Below are 13,860 nucleotides of genomic sequence, written 5' to 3' on the forward strand. Positions count from 1 at the left end.
GCGGCCCGTCAGACCTGGTCCAGGTTCAGCAGACCGTCCGGAGGGTCGATGACGAGAGTTCCCGTGTCCCGCGACACCGACGTGACGATGGCGGTGACGAACGGCACCAGCACTTCACGGCCGTCCGGGTCGGCCTTGATGGACAACAGCTCGCCCGCGGCGGTGTGCAACACCTCGCGCACGACTCCCACCGGGGTGTCGTCGACGGTGACAACCCGCAGGCCTTCGAGTTCGTGGTCATAGAACTCGTCGGGATCATCGATCGCGGGCAGGTCTGCGGTGTCGACGACGAACACGGTGCCGCGCAACGCATCGGCCGCGTTGCGGTCGGTGACACCGGCCAGACGAATCAGCAGCCTGCCGGCGTGATCGCGCACGGACTCGACGGAGAAATTGCGCTCGGCACCCCCCTTTGCGCGGCCCCGCAGGGCCACGCCAGGGGCGAACCGGGCGTCGGGGTCGTCGGTACGGACCTCGACGACGACCTCACCGGAAATGCCGTGAGCTTTGACAACCCGCCCGACAACCAGGTCCATGGATCCGACGCTACTGGTCGGTGTCCACCACGTCGACGCGAATTCCGCGCCCACCGATACCTGCGACCAGCGTCCGCAGCGCGGTGGCCGTACGGCCGCCACGGCCGATGACCTTGCCCAGGTCATCGGGGTGCACGTGCACCTCGACGGTCCGGCCGCGGCGGCTGGTGACCATGTCGACGCGTACGTCGTCGGGATTGTCCACGATGCCGCGGACCAGGTGCTCGACGGCGTCGACCACGACAGAACTCACTGCGATGCTCAGCTCTCGCTTGCGGCTTCGTCGGCGGCCTCGGCAGCCGGGGCCTCAGCCTCGGTGGTCTCGGCGGCGGCCTCGTCCTTCTTCGGAGCCTTCTTCTTCTTGGGCGTGACAGCCGCGGCACCGGTGCCACTCTCGGCCTCGGCCAGCGCCGCGTTGAACAGCTCCAGCTTGGACGGCTTGGGCTCCTTGACCTTCAGCGTGCCCTCGGCGCCCGGCAGGCCCTTGAACTTCTGCCAGTCACCGGTGATCTTCAGCAGGGCCAGCACCGGCTCGGTGGGCTGGGCACCGACACCCAGCCAGTACTGCGCGCGCTCCGAATCGATCTCGATCAGGCTCGGCTCTTCCTTGGGGTGGTAACGGCCGATGACCTCGATGGCGCGGCCTTCGCGGCGGGTGCGCGCGTCGGCGACAGCGATGCGGTACTGGGGGTTGCGGATCTTGCCAAGCCGGGTGAGCTTGATCTTGACAGCCATGGTTAAGACTTCTCCTTGAGTGTCACGCTGCAATTCAGCGATGCGGGCGGAATTGCCCGATCCGGTTTTGCCTTACGTGTGTGACCGCCGCACAGCGCATCGAACGAGTCGCGCGGCAGACAGCCGCCAATTGTGCCAGAGCGATGTCGACCAGCCCAAATCCGGTCCCGATGGCCAGTTGTCGCACAACTTCCCGCCGGTTGCGTGTCACAACTGGCCACTCAGCGCGTCAACCGACCGCGTCACACCACCTTGTCGAAACACTTGGTCTCGACCCGGCGGCTCATCCGCCACCCCTCGGAGGTCCGGACGAACTCGTCCTCGTACCAGAGCCCGCAGAACAACACCTGTTGCTCCAGCCCCGGCAGCACCATCGGGTTGAAGCAGATCGTGCGGGAGGACGCCTTGTCCCCGTCGATCTTCACATCGAAGTTGCCGAGCATGTGGGCGTAGGCCGGAAAGTTCGGCAGCACCTCGGCCAGCCACGCCTTGACCTCCGGGTAGTGGCCGTCGATACCGCCCATTGCCCGGTAGTCGATGTAGGCGTCGGGTGTGAACACCACATCGAGGTCATCGAACAGTCGACGGTCGATCGCCGTGGAGTAGTCGATCAACAACTGCTGGATCTCCAGGCGATCCGAAATCTCGGCCAGGCTCAACATGGCTCGATTCAACACCAGGTCAGGATTGGGGGCCCTCCGACGGCGGCCAATGCGTCCCCGGCGAGGCGTCCCCCGGCTCGGTGAAGTCTCCGCGGGACAACGGCACCCACTGCTCGCTAGGAGCCGGCTGCTTCGAGGACGGGAAGTCGCGCAGCGCACCGGTCGGGCTGGAATCCCATGCCTCGAACGTCAACGGTGTCTGCAGCCAAGCGTTGAGCAACAGATAGGTCGCCTCCAACGAGTCCAGGTGGGTCCGCTCCCAACCGTGGCTCCCGTCGAGGCCGAACCCCAGCAGTGCCGCGCGGGTGCCCGCGCCGGCCTCGATGGCGGCTGCCGCGTCGGACCGGTAGTAGCGGAACACGTCCCGCGCGAACGGGATGCCCTGTCCCTCGGCCAGGCGGCAGAGCTTGCGGGTCAGGTGATAGTCGAACGGGCCGTGCAGGTCGGCCATCGGGATCGTCACGCCGTGTTCGATCGAATGCTGCCCGGGGGCGCAGACCGCGTTGTCCACCGAGACCAGCTCGGCCACGTCGGGCGGAAGCCCGTGACTGGCACCGTGGCCCACTTCCTCGGTGATGGTCACCATGAGCGTGGCGCGGTGCGGGAGCACGATCTTCTGCTCCGAGATGGTCTTGGCCAGGGCCAGCGCGACCGCTACCCCGGCCTTCCCGTCGAGATGCCGCGACACCACGAAGCCGTCCTGGGTGAGTTCGGGGCTGGCGATCAGCGCGACGAAGTCACCCACGTTCAGACCCAGCCGTTCCAGATCCGCCCGCGTCGACACATTTCGGTCCACCCGTACCTCGACGTGGTCCCAGTCGGTGGGCTGAGTGTCGATCTCGTCGCCGTAGGCATGCCCGCTGGCCTTGAGCGGCATGATCGTGCCCGTGAAGAACTCGTCGGGGTCGTCGGAGAAGATCCGCACCCGCGCACCCGCAGCGAACCGGGCGGAGAACGTGCCGACCGGGACGAGTTCGAGGCGGCCGTTGTCCTTCAGATTGCGGACCATGCACCCGATGGTGTCTGCGTGCACCACCAGCGCTCGATCGATCGTGGCCGACTCACCGGGCAGTTCGGCGGTCAACGCACCGCGCCGGGTCAACGTGAACGGCACGCCGAGATCGTTGAGAATGTCGCCGATCAACTGCATCACGGCGTCGGTGCGTCCCGACGGACTCGGGGTCTGCAGCAACGACAGCAGCGTGTCGACCATCCACTTACTTTCGGCCTCCGGCATGACGGCGGTCTCGGCCACGTTTTCTCACCTCGAATTCGTCGGATCTTCCTCACACACCGATGCCCGCGGATTGTGCCACTAGGGTCAGTGGACATGGTCAGGCTCGTCGGCGCGATCTCGCTCTGTCTCGCAATACTTCTCCCAACAGCTCTACCAGGCTCCCCCGCGGCCTCCGCCGACAGCAGCGTGCAGCAGGTCGGCGCGACGCCCATCCCGGACGGTCCCGCCCCGGCCTGGATCATCGCCGACATGGACACCGGCCAGATCCTGGCCGGCCGGGATCAGTACGTTCCACACGCGCCCGCCAGCACCATCAAGACTCTGCTGGCGCTGGTGGCCCTCGATGAGATTCCGTTGGATGCCACGGTCGTCGCCGACGAAGCCGACGCCAAGGTCGAGTGCACCTGCGTCGGGGTCAAAGCCGGACGCACCTACACCATGCGGCAGCTGCTGGATGCGGCACTGCTGGTGTCCGGCAACGACGCCGCCAACACATTGGCACACATGCTCGGCGGAACCGCCTCCGCCGTGGCCAAGATGAACGCCAAGGCCGCCGCGCTCGGCGCCGACGCCACCCATGCCGGGTCGCCATCGGGTCTGAACGGCCCCGGCATCGACGGGGCCACCACGCCGCGGGACCTGGCCGTGATCTTCCGCGCCGCGCTGGCGAATCCGGTGTTCGCGGCGATCACGTCATCGCCATCGGCGTCCTTCCCAGGTCCCACCGGACCGGTCACGTTGGTCAATCAGGACGAGATGTTGGGCCGCTATCCAGGCATGCTCGGCGGTAAGACCGGTTTCACCGATGTGGCTCGCAAGACGTTCGTCGGTGCGGCGCAGCGCGACGGCCGCCGGTTGGTGATCGCCATGATGTACGGACTGGTCAAGGAAGGTGGCCCGACCTACTGGGACCAGGCCACCAGCCTGTTGGACTGGGGTTTCGCGCAGGACCGTTCAGCCGGCATCAGTCAGCTGTAGCGGGCTGATCCGCACTGCGGCGCCGCAACCATACGGAGACCTGATCGCGCGCTGAGCGAGTCCTGTGATCCGTAGCGTCAAGCTCCGTGCGACGACGTTTCGCGGCGACCGTGCTCGCCCTCGGCGCGGTGCTGGCGGTCACACCCGCCGCGAACGCGCAGCCCGGTGTCCAGCCGGCGGGCGCCCAGATGCCCGACGGGCCGGCCAAGGCCTGGCTGGTCGCCGACATGGATACCGGCCAGGTGCTGGCGGCCAAAGATCCCAACGGCTCCTATGCCCCGGCCAGCACCATCAAGCCCCTGCTGGCGATGGTGGTCCTCGACCACCTTCGGCCCGACAATTTCGCCAGGGCCAACGAGTCCCACACCAAGGTCGAATGCTCGTGCGTTGGCCTCAAGCCGGGTCAGCCGTACACCACCCGCCAGCTGCTCGAGGCACTGCTGATGGTGTCGGGCAACGATGCGGCGAACATGCTCGCCGACATGCTCGGCGGCCGGCCCGCCACCGTGGCGGCGATGACGCGCAAGGCGGCCAGTGTCGGCGCCCGCAACACCCGGGCCGGCTCACCGTCGGGCCTCGACGGCCCCGGCTGGGAAACCGTCACCACCCCGCACGATCTCGCGGTGATCCTGCGCGCGGCACTGCGGTACCCGCTCATCGCGCAGATCATGAGCCAACCGACGGCGCAGTTCCCCGGCAAGACGCTCACCAACCAGAACGAACTGCTCCAGCGATATCCCGGTGACATCGCAGGCAAGACCGGATACACCGACCTCGCCCGCAAGACGTATGTGGGTGCCGCCCAACGCGGTAACCGGCGGCTGATCGTGGTCCAGATGTACGGCACCGGCGATCTCTACGGTCAGGCGATCGAGCTGTTCGACTACGGCTTCTCGCATTGACGGTGCCCGTCTGCGGTAAAAGGTAGGGCCCCACCGAGACTCACCCCAAACTAAGGTGACCCTAAATTCGCGTGGAGTACCCCGCGCGCGATGAGGGGAGCCGATGTGTCCGACCGTGAGTTCTCGCTGGTGGTCGCCTATGGCACCGATATGGGTAACGCGGAAGACGCTGCCATGTCGTTCGCCGAAGCATCCACCGCGGCCGGAATCCCCGCCGAGGCCGTGGAGCTCAACCAGGTGGAACTCGACCATCTCAGCACCACAACGCATTTCATCGTCGTGACGTCGACCTTCGGCGACGGCGAATTCCCCGACACCGCCACCTTGTTCTGGGAGGCGATCAGCGCCTCCACCGCGCGACTGGAGCACATGAGCTTCGCGGTGCTCGCCCTCGGCGACACGTCCTACGAATTGTTCTGCAACGCAGGCAAACTCCTCGACACACGACTCGAAGAGCTGGGCGCCACCCGGCTCGCAGACCGGGTCGACGTCGACGGGTACTACGAAGAACCCGCGGCAGCCTGGACCACCGACCTCGTCAAGCAGCTCACCGCCGCACAGTCCGGGCCTACCGCGCGGCCCGTCGTCGCGGAGAACCCGGAGCCCCCGCTTCGCAACCAGGAGCGTCACCACCCCTTCACGGCTCCCCTCTCGGTCAATCGCCTGCTCACCTCGACCGAATCCGACAAGGAGGTCCGCCACTACGAGCTCGACCTCACCGGGTCCGGGATCGCCTATCAGGCCGGTGATTCGCTGGCGGTCCATGCCCTCAACGATCCTGACCTGGTGGCGGCGATCCTTGCCGAACTCAAAGTGGGCGCCACGCACCGGGTAGCGGGGGCGGATGAGACCTTGGGACTGCTGCTCACCGAGCGGCTCGAGATCCGCACACCCTCGCGCGCGCTGCAGGAGCTGGCCGGACCCGCCGCCTACGGCGAGGATGTCCTCGATCTGATCCGCCGCGCCGACCTCACCGTCGATGACGTCATCGATACCTTGCGCCCGTTGCAGTTCCGCGATTACTCGATTGCCTCGAGTCCACTGGTGCACCCAGATCGCGTGCACCTGACCGTGGCCACCGTGCGCTATCCCGGCGCCGGCCGCCGACACGGTGGTGTGGCCTCCACCTATCTGGCCGAGCGCACCCAGGCGGTTCGGATTCACCTGCGCCCCAACCATCATTTCCGGCTGCCGGCCGCCGATGTGCCGATCATCATGATCGGGCCCGGCACCGGGATCGCGCCGTTCCGCGCCTTCCTGCAGGAACGGCAGGCCACCACCGCATCGGGCCGGTCCTGGCTGTTCTTCGGCGACCGGCGCCGGGCCACCGACTTCCTCTACGGCGAGGAGCTGACCGGATTCGCCGGGTCCGGCACCCTGACCCGGCTCGATACCGCGTTCTCCCGCGATCAGGACACGAAAGAGTATGTGCAACACCGTATGCGGGAGAACTCGGCCGAGCTGTTCAGCTGGCTACAGGACGGCGCACACCTCTATGTGTGCGGTGACGCCGACCGGATGGCCAAGGATGTCGACACCGCCCTGCACGAGATCGTCGCCGAGAGCGGCGGCATGGACGCCGACGCTGCGCACGCCTACGTCAACGACCTGATCAAGACGCACCGCTACGTGCGCGACGTGTACTAGGGCGCTCCCCCGCGAGCAGACGCGTAGGTACCCGGAAACGCGCGTTCTGGGGTACCTACACGTCTGCTCGGCCGAGAATCAGAACACCCGCCCGCGCAGGATCACCAGATCAGGGTGGCTGACCCCGCCCTGACGCGGGTCATGGGTGTAGCACACCAGGTCCGCGGACGCACCGTGCTCCAGCGCGGGCCGGCCCAACCAGGCCCTGGCATCCCAGCTGGCCGCACCGAGTGCCGCGGTGGGGCTCATCCCGATGCCCTTGAGCGCCTCGATCTCGTCGGCGATGCGACCGTGGGCGATCATCCCGCCGGCATCGGTACCCGCGAAGATCGGCACTCCCGCCTCATAGGCCGCACCGACCCGGCTACGGCAGGAGGCATGGAGATCCCGCATGTGTTTGGCGTACGCCGGATACTTGCCCGCCGCATCGGCGATGCCCGGGAAATTGTCGATGTTGATCAAGGTGGGCACCAGCGCTGTGCCGTGTTCGAGCATCAATTCGATGGTGTCGTCGGTGATTCCGGTGCCGTGCTCGATGCAGTCGATACCGGCTTTGATCAGTCCCGGCAGTGCGTCCTCGCCGAACACATGCGCGGTGACCCGGGCCCCCTCGGCGTGGGCGGCGTCGATCGCCGCCTTGAGGATCTCGTCGGACCACAACGGCGCCAGATCCCCGACGCCGCGGTCGATCCAGTCGCCGACCAGCTTCACCCAGCCGTCGCCCCACCGGGCCTGCTCGGCAACGGCATCGGGCAGCTGCGACTCGTCCTCGATGTCGATCGGCAACCCTGGCGAATACCGCTTTGGACGCGCGAGGTGCCGTCCGGCCCGGATGATGCGCGGCAGGTCGTCGCGCTCGTCGAAGCTGCGGGTGTCCACCGGCGATCCGGCGTCGCGCAACAGCAGCGCACCGGCATCGCGCTCGGTTTCGGCCTGAGCCACCGACTCGTCCAGCGACACTGCGCCGCCGGGCCCCAACCCCACGTGACAGTGCGCGTCCACCAACCCCGGGATGATCCAGCCGCCGTCGAAGACGGTGGCGGCGTCGGCGATCGGTTCCGCCGACAGCACCCCGTCGGCCACCCACCACTCGACGGGTTCGCCGTCGGGCAGGCCGCGCCCCCGAAGGTGGAGCACCGAACTACTTCTGGCCCGGGAACTTCAGCTTGGACAGATCGAAATCGGCCAGACCGGGCGGCAATTCGTCCAGGCCCTTGGGCATGTTCGACAGATCGGGGAAGCCGGCAGGCATCCCGGCACCCAACGGGTTCCTCGGTGGCGTCGGGCCCTTCCCTGACTGACGGCCCTTCTTCTTGCCGGCCTGCTTGTTCTTACCCTTGGCGGCCTTGCGCGGGGAGCTCTTGCGCCCGAAGGGCATACCCATCTGGCCGGCCATCGACGACATCATCTTGCGCGCGTCGAAGAACCGGTCCACGAGTTGGTTGACCTCGGACACCGCGACACCCGAGCCGTTGGCGATGCGGAGCCGGCGCGAGGCGTTGATGATCTTCGGGTCCGCACGTTCGGCCGGGGTCATTCCGCGGATGATCGCCTGCACGCGATCCAGCTGCTTGTCGTCGACGGCAGCCAGCGCGTCCTTCATCTTCCCCGCCCCTGGCAGCATGCCCAGCAGGTTGCCGATCGGGCCCATCTTGCGGATCGCCAGCATCTGCTCGAGGAAATCCTCCAGCGTCAGCTCACCGGAGCCGATCTTGGCGGCGGCCTCCTCGGCCTTCTGCTGGTCGAAGACCTGCTCGGCCTGCTCGATGAGGGTGAGCACGTCGCCCATCCCCAGGATGCGGCTGGCCATCCGGTCGGGGTGGAAGACGTCGAAGTCTTCGAGCTTCTCCCCCGCCGAGGCGAACAGGATCGGCATGCCGGTGATCTCGCGGACCGACAACGCCGCACCGCCGCGGGCGTCACCGTCGAGCTTGGTCAGCACGACACCGGTGAAGCCGACACCCTCACGGAATGCCTCAGCGGTGGCGACGGCATCCTGACCGATCATCGCGTCGAGCACGAACAGGGTCTCGTCGGGCTTCACGGCGTCGCGGATGGCCGCGGCCTGCCCCATCAGCTCCTCGTCGATACCGAGCCGACCGGCGGTGTCGACGATGACGACGTCGAAGTGCTTGGCCCGGGCCTCGGCCATACCGGCCGAGGCGACCGCCACCGGGTCACCGTGGCCACCGATCTCCAGGCCATCGGGCGACGTTCCCGGATGCGGGGCGAAGACACCGACGCCGGCGCGCTCGGCGACGATCTGCAGCTGGTTGACCGCGCCGGGCCGCTGCAGGTCACACGCCACCAGCAAGGGGGTATGCCCGAGCCCCTTGAGCCATTTCGCCAGCTTGCCGGCCAGCGTGGTCTTACCGGCACCCTGCAGACCGGCCAGCATGATCACCGTCGGCGGGTTCTTCGCGAAGTTCAGTTGGCGCGTTTCGCCACCGAGGATGCCGATCAGCTCCTCGTTGACGATCTTGACCACCTGCTGCGCGGGATTCAGCGCGGCCGAGACCTCGGCGCCCTTGGCGCGGTCCTTGATGCGCGACACGAAGGCACGCACCACCGGCAGCGAGACGTCGGCCTCCAGCAGCGCCAACCGGATCTCGCGCGCTGTGGCGTCGATATCGGCGTCGGTCAACCGCCCCTTGCCGCGTAGGCCCTGCAGGGCTCCGGTCAACCGGTCAGACAGGCTCTCAAACACGTGGTAAGCCTAGCGGCCGGGCCGGGGCGGGGTGGTGAGCCCACCGGTCGGCCGGCTCGGAGGTCAGCCCGCTTGCTCCACCGGTTTGGCCGGCTTGGCCGGCGGCGGCGCGGGCAGGATCGCGAACATGTCGCGTTCCAGCTCCTCGCGGAACGCCGCCCGTCGCGCCTCATCCGAGGCGAGCGCCGGTGCGGTGATGCAGAAGACGTCGACGACCGAGGCGCCCAAAGTGGTCACCTTGGCCCAGGACACATCGACGCCGTCGCGCTCGAAGACAGCGGTCAGCCGGGCCAGCAGCCCGGCCCGGTCGATCGTGCGGATCTGGACGATCAGGTCTTCCGGCGCGGTGCCGGGCGACCACAGGATGCGCGGCGGGGCCGGCACATGGTTGGCCGGCACCGAGGCCAGGATCTCGCCGGCCCGGGTGGTCGGATGCTGAGCGGCCTCCTGGTCTCGCCGTTCCAGCGCGCCGATCACGTCAAGCTCGCCCTCCAGCGCCAGGATGAACTGCTGGCGCAGCAGTTCGACCGCCGGTGGCGCACCGAAATGCGGCGAGACCGCGAAGGTGTTGATCGCCGAGCCCTCGTGACTGTTGACCGATGCCGAATGCACCCGCAGGGAATTCAGCGCCAGCACCCCGGCCGCCTTGGACAGCAGGCCGCGCCGGTCCGCGGCGATCATCGTCACGTTGTAGATGTGCGGGCCGTCGCCCGGCGTGAGCTCGACATGGACGCCGGCGTCCGACGCCAGTTCCACGAACCGCGGCTCGATGGGATCGGGCTGCGGCAGTGGTTCGCCCGCCATCACCAGCCGGCACCGCCTGACCAAATCACCGATCAGCGATGCCTTCCAATCCCCCCAAACCCCCGGTCCGGTGGCCAGCGAGTCCGCCTCGGCCAGCACGTGGAGCAGCTCCAGCAGCACCGTGTCCCCGCCGAGAGCGTCGACCACCGCGTCGATGGTCTTGGGGTCCTGCAGATCTCGCCGTGTCGCGGTGTCGGGCAGCAGCAGGTGATAGCGCACGATCTTCGACAGCACGTCGATGTCGGACGGCCACAGACCCAGCCGGGTACCGATCTGCGTGGCCAGCTCGGCGCCGATCACGCTGTGGTCGCCGCCGCGGCCCTTGCCGATGTCGTGGCACAGCGCGCCCAGCAACAGCAGGTCCGGACGTGACACCCGCGTGGTGAAAGCGCCTGCCCGAGAGACGGTTTCCACCAGGTGGCGGTCGACGGTCCAGGTATGCACGACATCCCGCGGCGGCAGGTCACGCACTGCGCCCCACTCCGGGAACAGCCGGCCCCACAGACCGGTACGGTCCAGGGCCTCGATGGTGGCCACCGCCGCGGGACCGGACGCAAGCAGCACCAGCAAGTCCTTGAGGGCCTGACGCGGCCACGGCGTACGCAGTTCCGGTGCGGTTTCGGCCAGTCTGCTCAACGTGGAGACCGCCATCGGCAGCCCGGCACTGGCCGATGCGGCCGCGACCCGCAGGATCAGACCCGGATCACGTTCCGGCCTGGCGTCGCGGGCCAGGATCACCTCGCCGGCGTACTCGATCACCCCTTCGTCGAGTGGGCGGCGAACCGGGCGGCGCAGCGCGGCGAAGCCGCGGCGCGGCAGGGCATTGGCGGCGGTACGGATTCCGGAGTCGACGTAGTAGCTGACCGTGCGCGCCGCATCGGAGAGCGTGCGGGCCAAGTCGAATCGATCCCCGATTCGCAATGCCGCGCCGATCTCGTCCGCGTGTTGCGCCAGCAGCAATTCCCGGCCTCGACCGGAAGCCCGGTGCAGTTCGGTGCGGACATTCAGCAGCGCCAGGTGGGCATCACCCAGGGTGCCCGTCGGTGAGGCCAGCGCCCGGCTCGGATACACATCTGCCAGTTGCGCGATCGCCAGCGCGTTGAGCAGTTGAACGTCCCGCAGTCCGCCCCGGCCCGACTTCAAGTCCGGTTCGGCGCGGTGTGCGATCTGACCGCTGCGCTCCCACCTTGCCTGCGCGTGCTCGACGAGTTCGTCGAACCGCGAGGCGATTCCGATCCGCCACTGCCGACGCGCCCCGCCCACCAGTAGTGCCGACAGATCGGCATCGCCGGCGATATGACGGGCGTCGAGCATCGCCAGACCCACCGCGATGTCTTCACCGGCCACCTTGAGCGCCTCGGGGACGGTGCGCACGCTGTGATCAATCCGAATATTGGCGTCCCACAAGGGATACCAGAGTTTCTCCGCGACCTCGGAGACGAGTTCGACCGGCATGTTGTCATGCAGCAGGGTGAGGTCGAGATCGGAGTACGGCAGCATCTCGCCGCGGCCAAGGCCACCGGTGGCCACGATCGAGAATCCGCTGGTGGCCGTGATCCCGATCTCGGTCGCCTTTGTGGCGAGCCAGAATTCGTGCAGATCGAGCAACGCGCGCCGCAAGGCGGCCGCATCGAGTTGGCGCGATCCCCCGCTGAGCAGCTGCTGGGTGGCCGCCGTCAGATCGTTGGCGGGCCGGGATGAAGCCGCCGGAGCCTCGTGAGAGGCTCCGGCGGCTGCTGAACTGTTCTCTGTCATTTCGACTCCTCCCCCGGCCGATCACCGGGTAGTGCTCACGCGATTGCTGGCCAGGGAGAAGACGTCTCTATGGACGCCCCGGCTACAGCGCGTCAGCTCCCCGCTCACCGGTACGCACCCGAACCACGGTGTCGACCGGGCTGACCCATACCTTGCCGTCGCCGATCTTGCCGGTACGTGCGGCCTGCACGATGACGTCCACGACCTTGTCGACCGCGGAATCGTCGACAACGACCTCGACCCGGACCTTCGGCACGAAATCGACCGAGTACTCAGCGCCGCGGTAGACCTCGGTGTGGCCCTTCTGCCGGCCGTAACCCTGGACCTCGCTGACCGTCATTCCGAGAATGCCGGTTTGCTCCAGACCTGTCTTGACGTCTTCCAGCGTGAACGGCTTGACGATCGCAGTGATCAGCTTCATATTTCCTTATTCCTCCCCGCCGTGACGACCGAGAACAGAACCGGTTCCGACAGCGACGAAGTCGTAAGCGCTCTCCGCGTGCTCGGACTCGTCGATACCGGATGCTTCCTCTTCTTTGTCCAGGCGCAGGCCCACGGTGTATTTGACAATCAACGCCAAGATAGCGGTACCCACCGCCGAATAGAGCAGAACAGCACCCGCCCCGACCGCCTGTCGCCAGAGCTGATCGAAGCCACCGCCGTAGAACAGGCCCGCGACCGCGGCGGGCGCTTCCTTGGTCGCGACCAGGCCGACCAGCAACGTGCCGACAATGCCGCCGACCAGGTGCACGCCCACGACGTCGAGCGAATCGTCGAAGCCGAACTTGAACTTCAGGCCCACCGCCAGCGCACACAGCACACCGGCCGCCGCGCCGATCACCAGCGCGCCCACCACGTTCACCGACGAGCAGGACGGCGTGATCGCCACCAGTCCGGCAACGATGCCCGAAGCCGCGCCCAGTGAAGTCGCGTGTCCGTCGCGGATACGCTCGGTGAGCAGCCAGGCCAGCATCGCCGTCGCGGTTGCCACCGTGGTCGTGACAAAGGTCGAACCGGCAACTCCGTTGGCCGACACCGCAGAACCGGCGTTGAACCCGTACCAGCCGAACCACAGCAGACCGGCGCCGAGCATCACGAACGGCAGGTTGTGCGGGCGCATCGGCGTGCTGGGCCAGCCGAGCCGCTTGCCGAGGATGATGGCCAGGACCAAGCCCGCCGTACCTGCGTTGATGTGCACCGCGGTGCCGCCGGCGAAGTCAATTGCCTTGAGCTGATTGGCAATCCATCCGCCGTGGTGAATCACGGTCTCACCGTCGGACCCCTTGACGTCGAAGTCGAAGACCCAGTGCGCGACCGGGAAGTAGACGACGGTCGCCCACAGCGCGGCGAACAACAACCAGCCGCCGAACTTGATGCGGTCGGCGACGGCGCCCGAAATCAGTGCGACGGTGATGATCGCGAACATCAGCTGGAAGCCCACGAACACGGTGGCCGGGATGGTCCCGACCAGCGCGATGGGCGCATCGGCCGAGCCATTCGCCCCGATGAGGCCCTTGAGACCGAAGAACTGTGCCGGATTGCCGATCACCCCGGCGGTGTTGTCACCGAACGCGACCGAATAGCCGTACAGCGCCCACAGCACCGTCACGACACCCATCGCGCTGATGCTCATCATGATCATGTTGAGCACGCCCTTGGCACGCACCATGCCGCCGTAGAAGAAGGCCAGACCCGGCGTCATCAACAGCACAAGTGCGGCACTGGCCAGCATCCATGCCGTGTCACCGGTGTCCGGCGCACCCAATATCGGGAATTGCTCCACTCGCAGTTTCCTCCTTCACCACGCCACGGCCGCAAGGATTTACGACCATTGACCTGGTCCAAGACAATGCTGAGTGGATGTTTCAGCCACGGCGCCGTTGCGTTTCGCTCGTGT

The 13,860-nt window shown here is 67.3% G+C and carries 13 protein-coding genes; 3 read left to right on the plus strand and 10 right to left on the minus strand.

The features are described 5' to 3' along the window. Window positions 1-8: 8 nt before the first annotated feature. The 5 genes from rimM to G6N57_RS25395 form a co-directional block, all read right to left on the minus strand. The gene (rimM, locus tag G6N57_RS25375; RefSeq protein WP_077738880.1) at window positions 9-536 is read right to left on the minus strand and encodes a ribosome maturation factor RimM; all 528 of its coding nucleotides are present in this window, start codon (window positions 534-536) and stop codon (window positions 9-11) included. A 10-nt stretch (window positions 537-546) separates the two neighbouring features. After that, on the minus strand, window positions 547-789 hold the full coding sequence (locus G6N57_RS25380; RefSeq protein WP_003881089.1) for an RNA-binding protein: 243 nt from the start codon (window positions 787-789) through the stop codon (window positions 547-549). A gap of 8 nt (window positions 790-797) precedes the next feature. Then, a complete protein-coding gene (rpsP, locus tag G6N57_RS25385) occupies window positions 798-1,271 on the minus strand; it encodes a 30S ribosomal protein S16 (RefSeq protein WP_077738879.1) in 474 nt (157 codons plus the stop codon). Window positions 1,272-1,513: 242 nt separating this feature from the next. Beyond that, entirely contained in the window at window positions 1,514-1,933 is a 420-nt protein-coding gene (locus tag G6N57_RS25390) for a nuclear transport factor 2 family protein (protein WP_077738878.1), read from the minus strand. 19 nt (window positions 1,934-1,952) lie between these two features. Then, window positions 1,953-3,188: an osmoprotectant NAGGN system M42 family peptidase gene (locus tag G6N57_RS25395; RefSeq protein WP_077738877.1), complete on the minus strand. Its 1,236-nt coding sequence runs from the start codon at window positions 3,186-3,188 to the stop codon at window positions 1,953-1,955. A gap of 75 nt (window positions 3,189-3,263) precedes the next feature. On the opposite strand from G6N57_RS25395, the gene G6N57_RS25400 reads away from it, so the two are divergent. The 3 genes from G6N57_RS25400 (at window position 3,264) to G6N57_RS25410 (ending at window position 6,697) form a co-directional block, all read left to right on the plus strand. Further along, window positions 3,264-4,148, plus strand: a complete 885-nt coding sequence (locus G6N57_RS25400; RefSeq protein WP_077741663.1) for a D-alanyl-D-alanine carboxypeptidase family protein — start codon at window positions 3,264-3,266, stop codon at window positions 4,146-4,148. Window positions 4,149-4,234: 86 nt separating this feature from the next. Beyond that, window positions 4,235-5,050, plus strand: coding sequence for a D-alanyl-D-alanine carboxypeptidase (locus tag G6N57_RS25405; RefSeq protein ID WP_077738876.1), 816 nt, complete (start codon window positions 4,235-4,237; stop codon window positions 5,048-5,050). Between the two features lie 90 nt (window positions 5,051-5,140). After that, window positions 5,141-6,697 carry a diflavin oxidoreductase gene (locus tag G6N57_RS25410; protein ID WP_077738875.1) on the plus strand — a complete coding sequence of 519 codons (1,557 nt, stop codon included), beginning with the start codon at window positions 5,141-5,143 and terminating at the stop codon, window positions 6,695-6,697. A gap of 78 nt (window positions 6,698-6,775) precedes the next feature. Here the strand turns inward: G6N57_RS25410 and G6N57_RS25415 are convergent, their stop codons facing one another. From G6N57_RS25415 to G6N57_RS25435, 5 genes are all read right to left on the minus strand, one after another. After that, window positions 6,776-7,834, minus strand: coding sequence for a metal-dependent hydrolase family protein (locus G6N57_RS25415; RefSeq protein WP_077738874.1), 1,059 nt, complete (start codon window positions 7,832-7,834; stop codon window positions 6,776-6,778). A gap of 4 nt (window positions 7,835-7,838) precedes the next feature. Beyond that, complete coding sequence (gene ffh / locus G6N57_RS25420; RefSeq protein ID WP_077738873.1) at window positions 7,839-9,404, minus strand: signal recognition particle protein; 1,566 nt, start codon at window positions 9,402-9,404, stop codon at window positions 7,839-7,841. A 63-nt stretch (window positions 9,405-9,467) separates the two neighbouring features. Further along, window positions 9,468-11,963: a [protein-PII] uridylyltransferase gene (locus G6N57_RS25425; protein WP_077738872.1), complete on the minus strand. Its 2,496-nt coding sequence runs from the start codon at window positions 11,961-11,963 to the stop codon at window positions 9,468-9,470. Window positions 11,964-12,045: 82 nt separating this feature from the next. Continuing rightward, a complete protein-coding gene (locus tag G6N57_RS25430) occupies window positions 12,046-12,384 on the minus strand; it encodes a P-II family nitrogen regulator (RefSeq protein WP_003881099.1) in 339 nt (112 codons plus the stop codon). 6 nt (window positions 12,385-12,390) lie between these two features. Then, a complete protein-coding gene (locus tag G6N57_RS25435; protein WP_163646705.1) occupies window positions 12,391-13,695 on the minus strand; it encodes an ammonium transporter in 1,305 nt (434 codons plus the stop codon). Window positions 13,696-13,860 lie beyond the last annotated feature (165 nt).

Source organism: Mycolicibacterium boenickei (assembly GCF_010731295.1).
Lineage (GTDB): Bacteria > Actinomycetota > Actinomycetes > Mycobacteriales > Mycobacteriaceae > Mycobacterium > Mycobacterium boenickei.

Excerpts from the sequence above, each read along its gene's own strand:
- rimM (WP_077738880.1), bottom strand. The coding sequence starts at position 536 with ATGGACCTGGTTGTCGGGCGGGTTGTCAAAGCTCACGGCATTTCCGGT.
- rpsP (WP_077738879.1), bottom strand. The coding sequence starts at position 1,271 with ATGGCTGTCAAGATCAAGCTCACCCGGCTTGGCAAGATCCGCAACCCC.
- G6N57_RS25390 (WP_077738878.1), bottom strand. The coding sequence starts at position 1,933 with ATGTTGAGCCTGGCCGAGATTTCGGATCGCCTGGAGATCCAGCAGTTG.
- G6N57_RS25400 (WP_077741663.1), top strand. The coding sequence starts at position 3,264 with ATGGTCAGGCTCGTCGGCGCGATCTCGCTCTGTCTCGCAATACTTCTC.
- G6N57_RS25410 (WP_077738875.1), top strand. The coding sequence starts at position 5,141 with ATGAGGGGAGCCGATGTGTCCGACCGTGAGTTCTCGCTGGTGGTCGCC.
- G6N57_RS25425 (WP_077738872.1), bottom strand. The coding sequence starts at position 11,963 with ATGACAGAGAACAGTTCAGCAGCCGCCGGAGCCTCTCACGAGGCTCCG.
- G6N57_RS25430 (WP_003881099.1), bottom strand. The coding sequence starts at position 12,384 with ATGAAGCTGATCACTGCGATCGTCAAGCCGTTCACGCTGGAAGACGTC.
- G6N57_RS25435 (WP_163646705.1), bottom strand. The coding sequence starts at position 13,695 with ATGCTGGCCAGTGCCGCACTTGTGCTGTTGATGACGCCGGGTCTGGCC.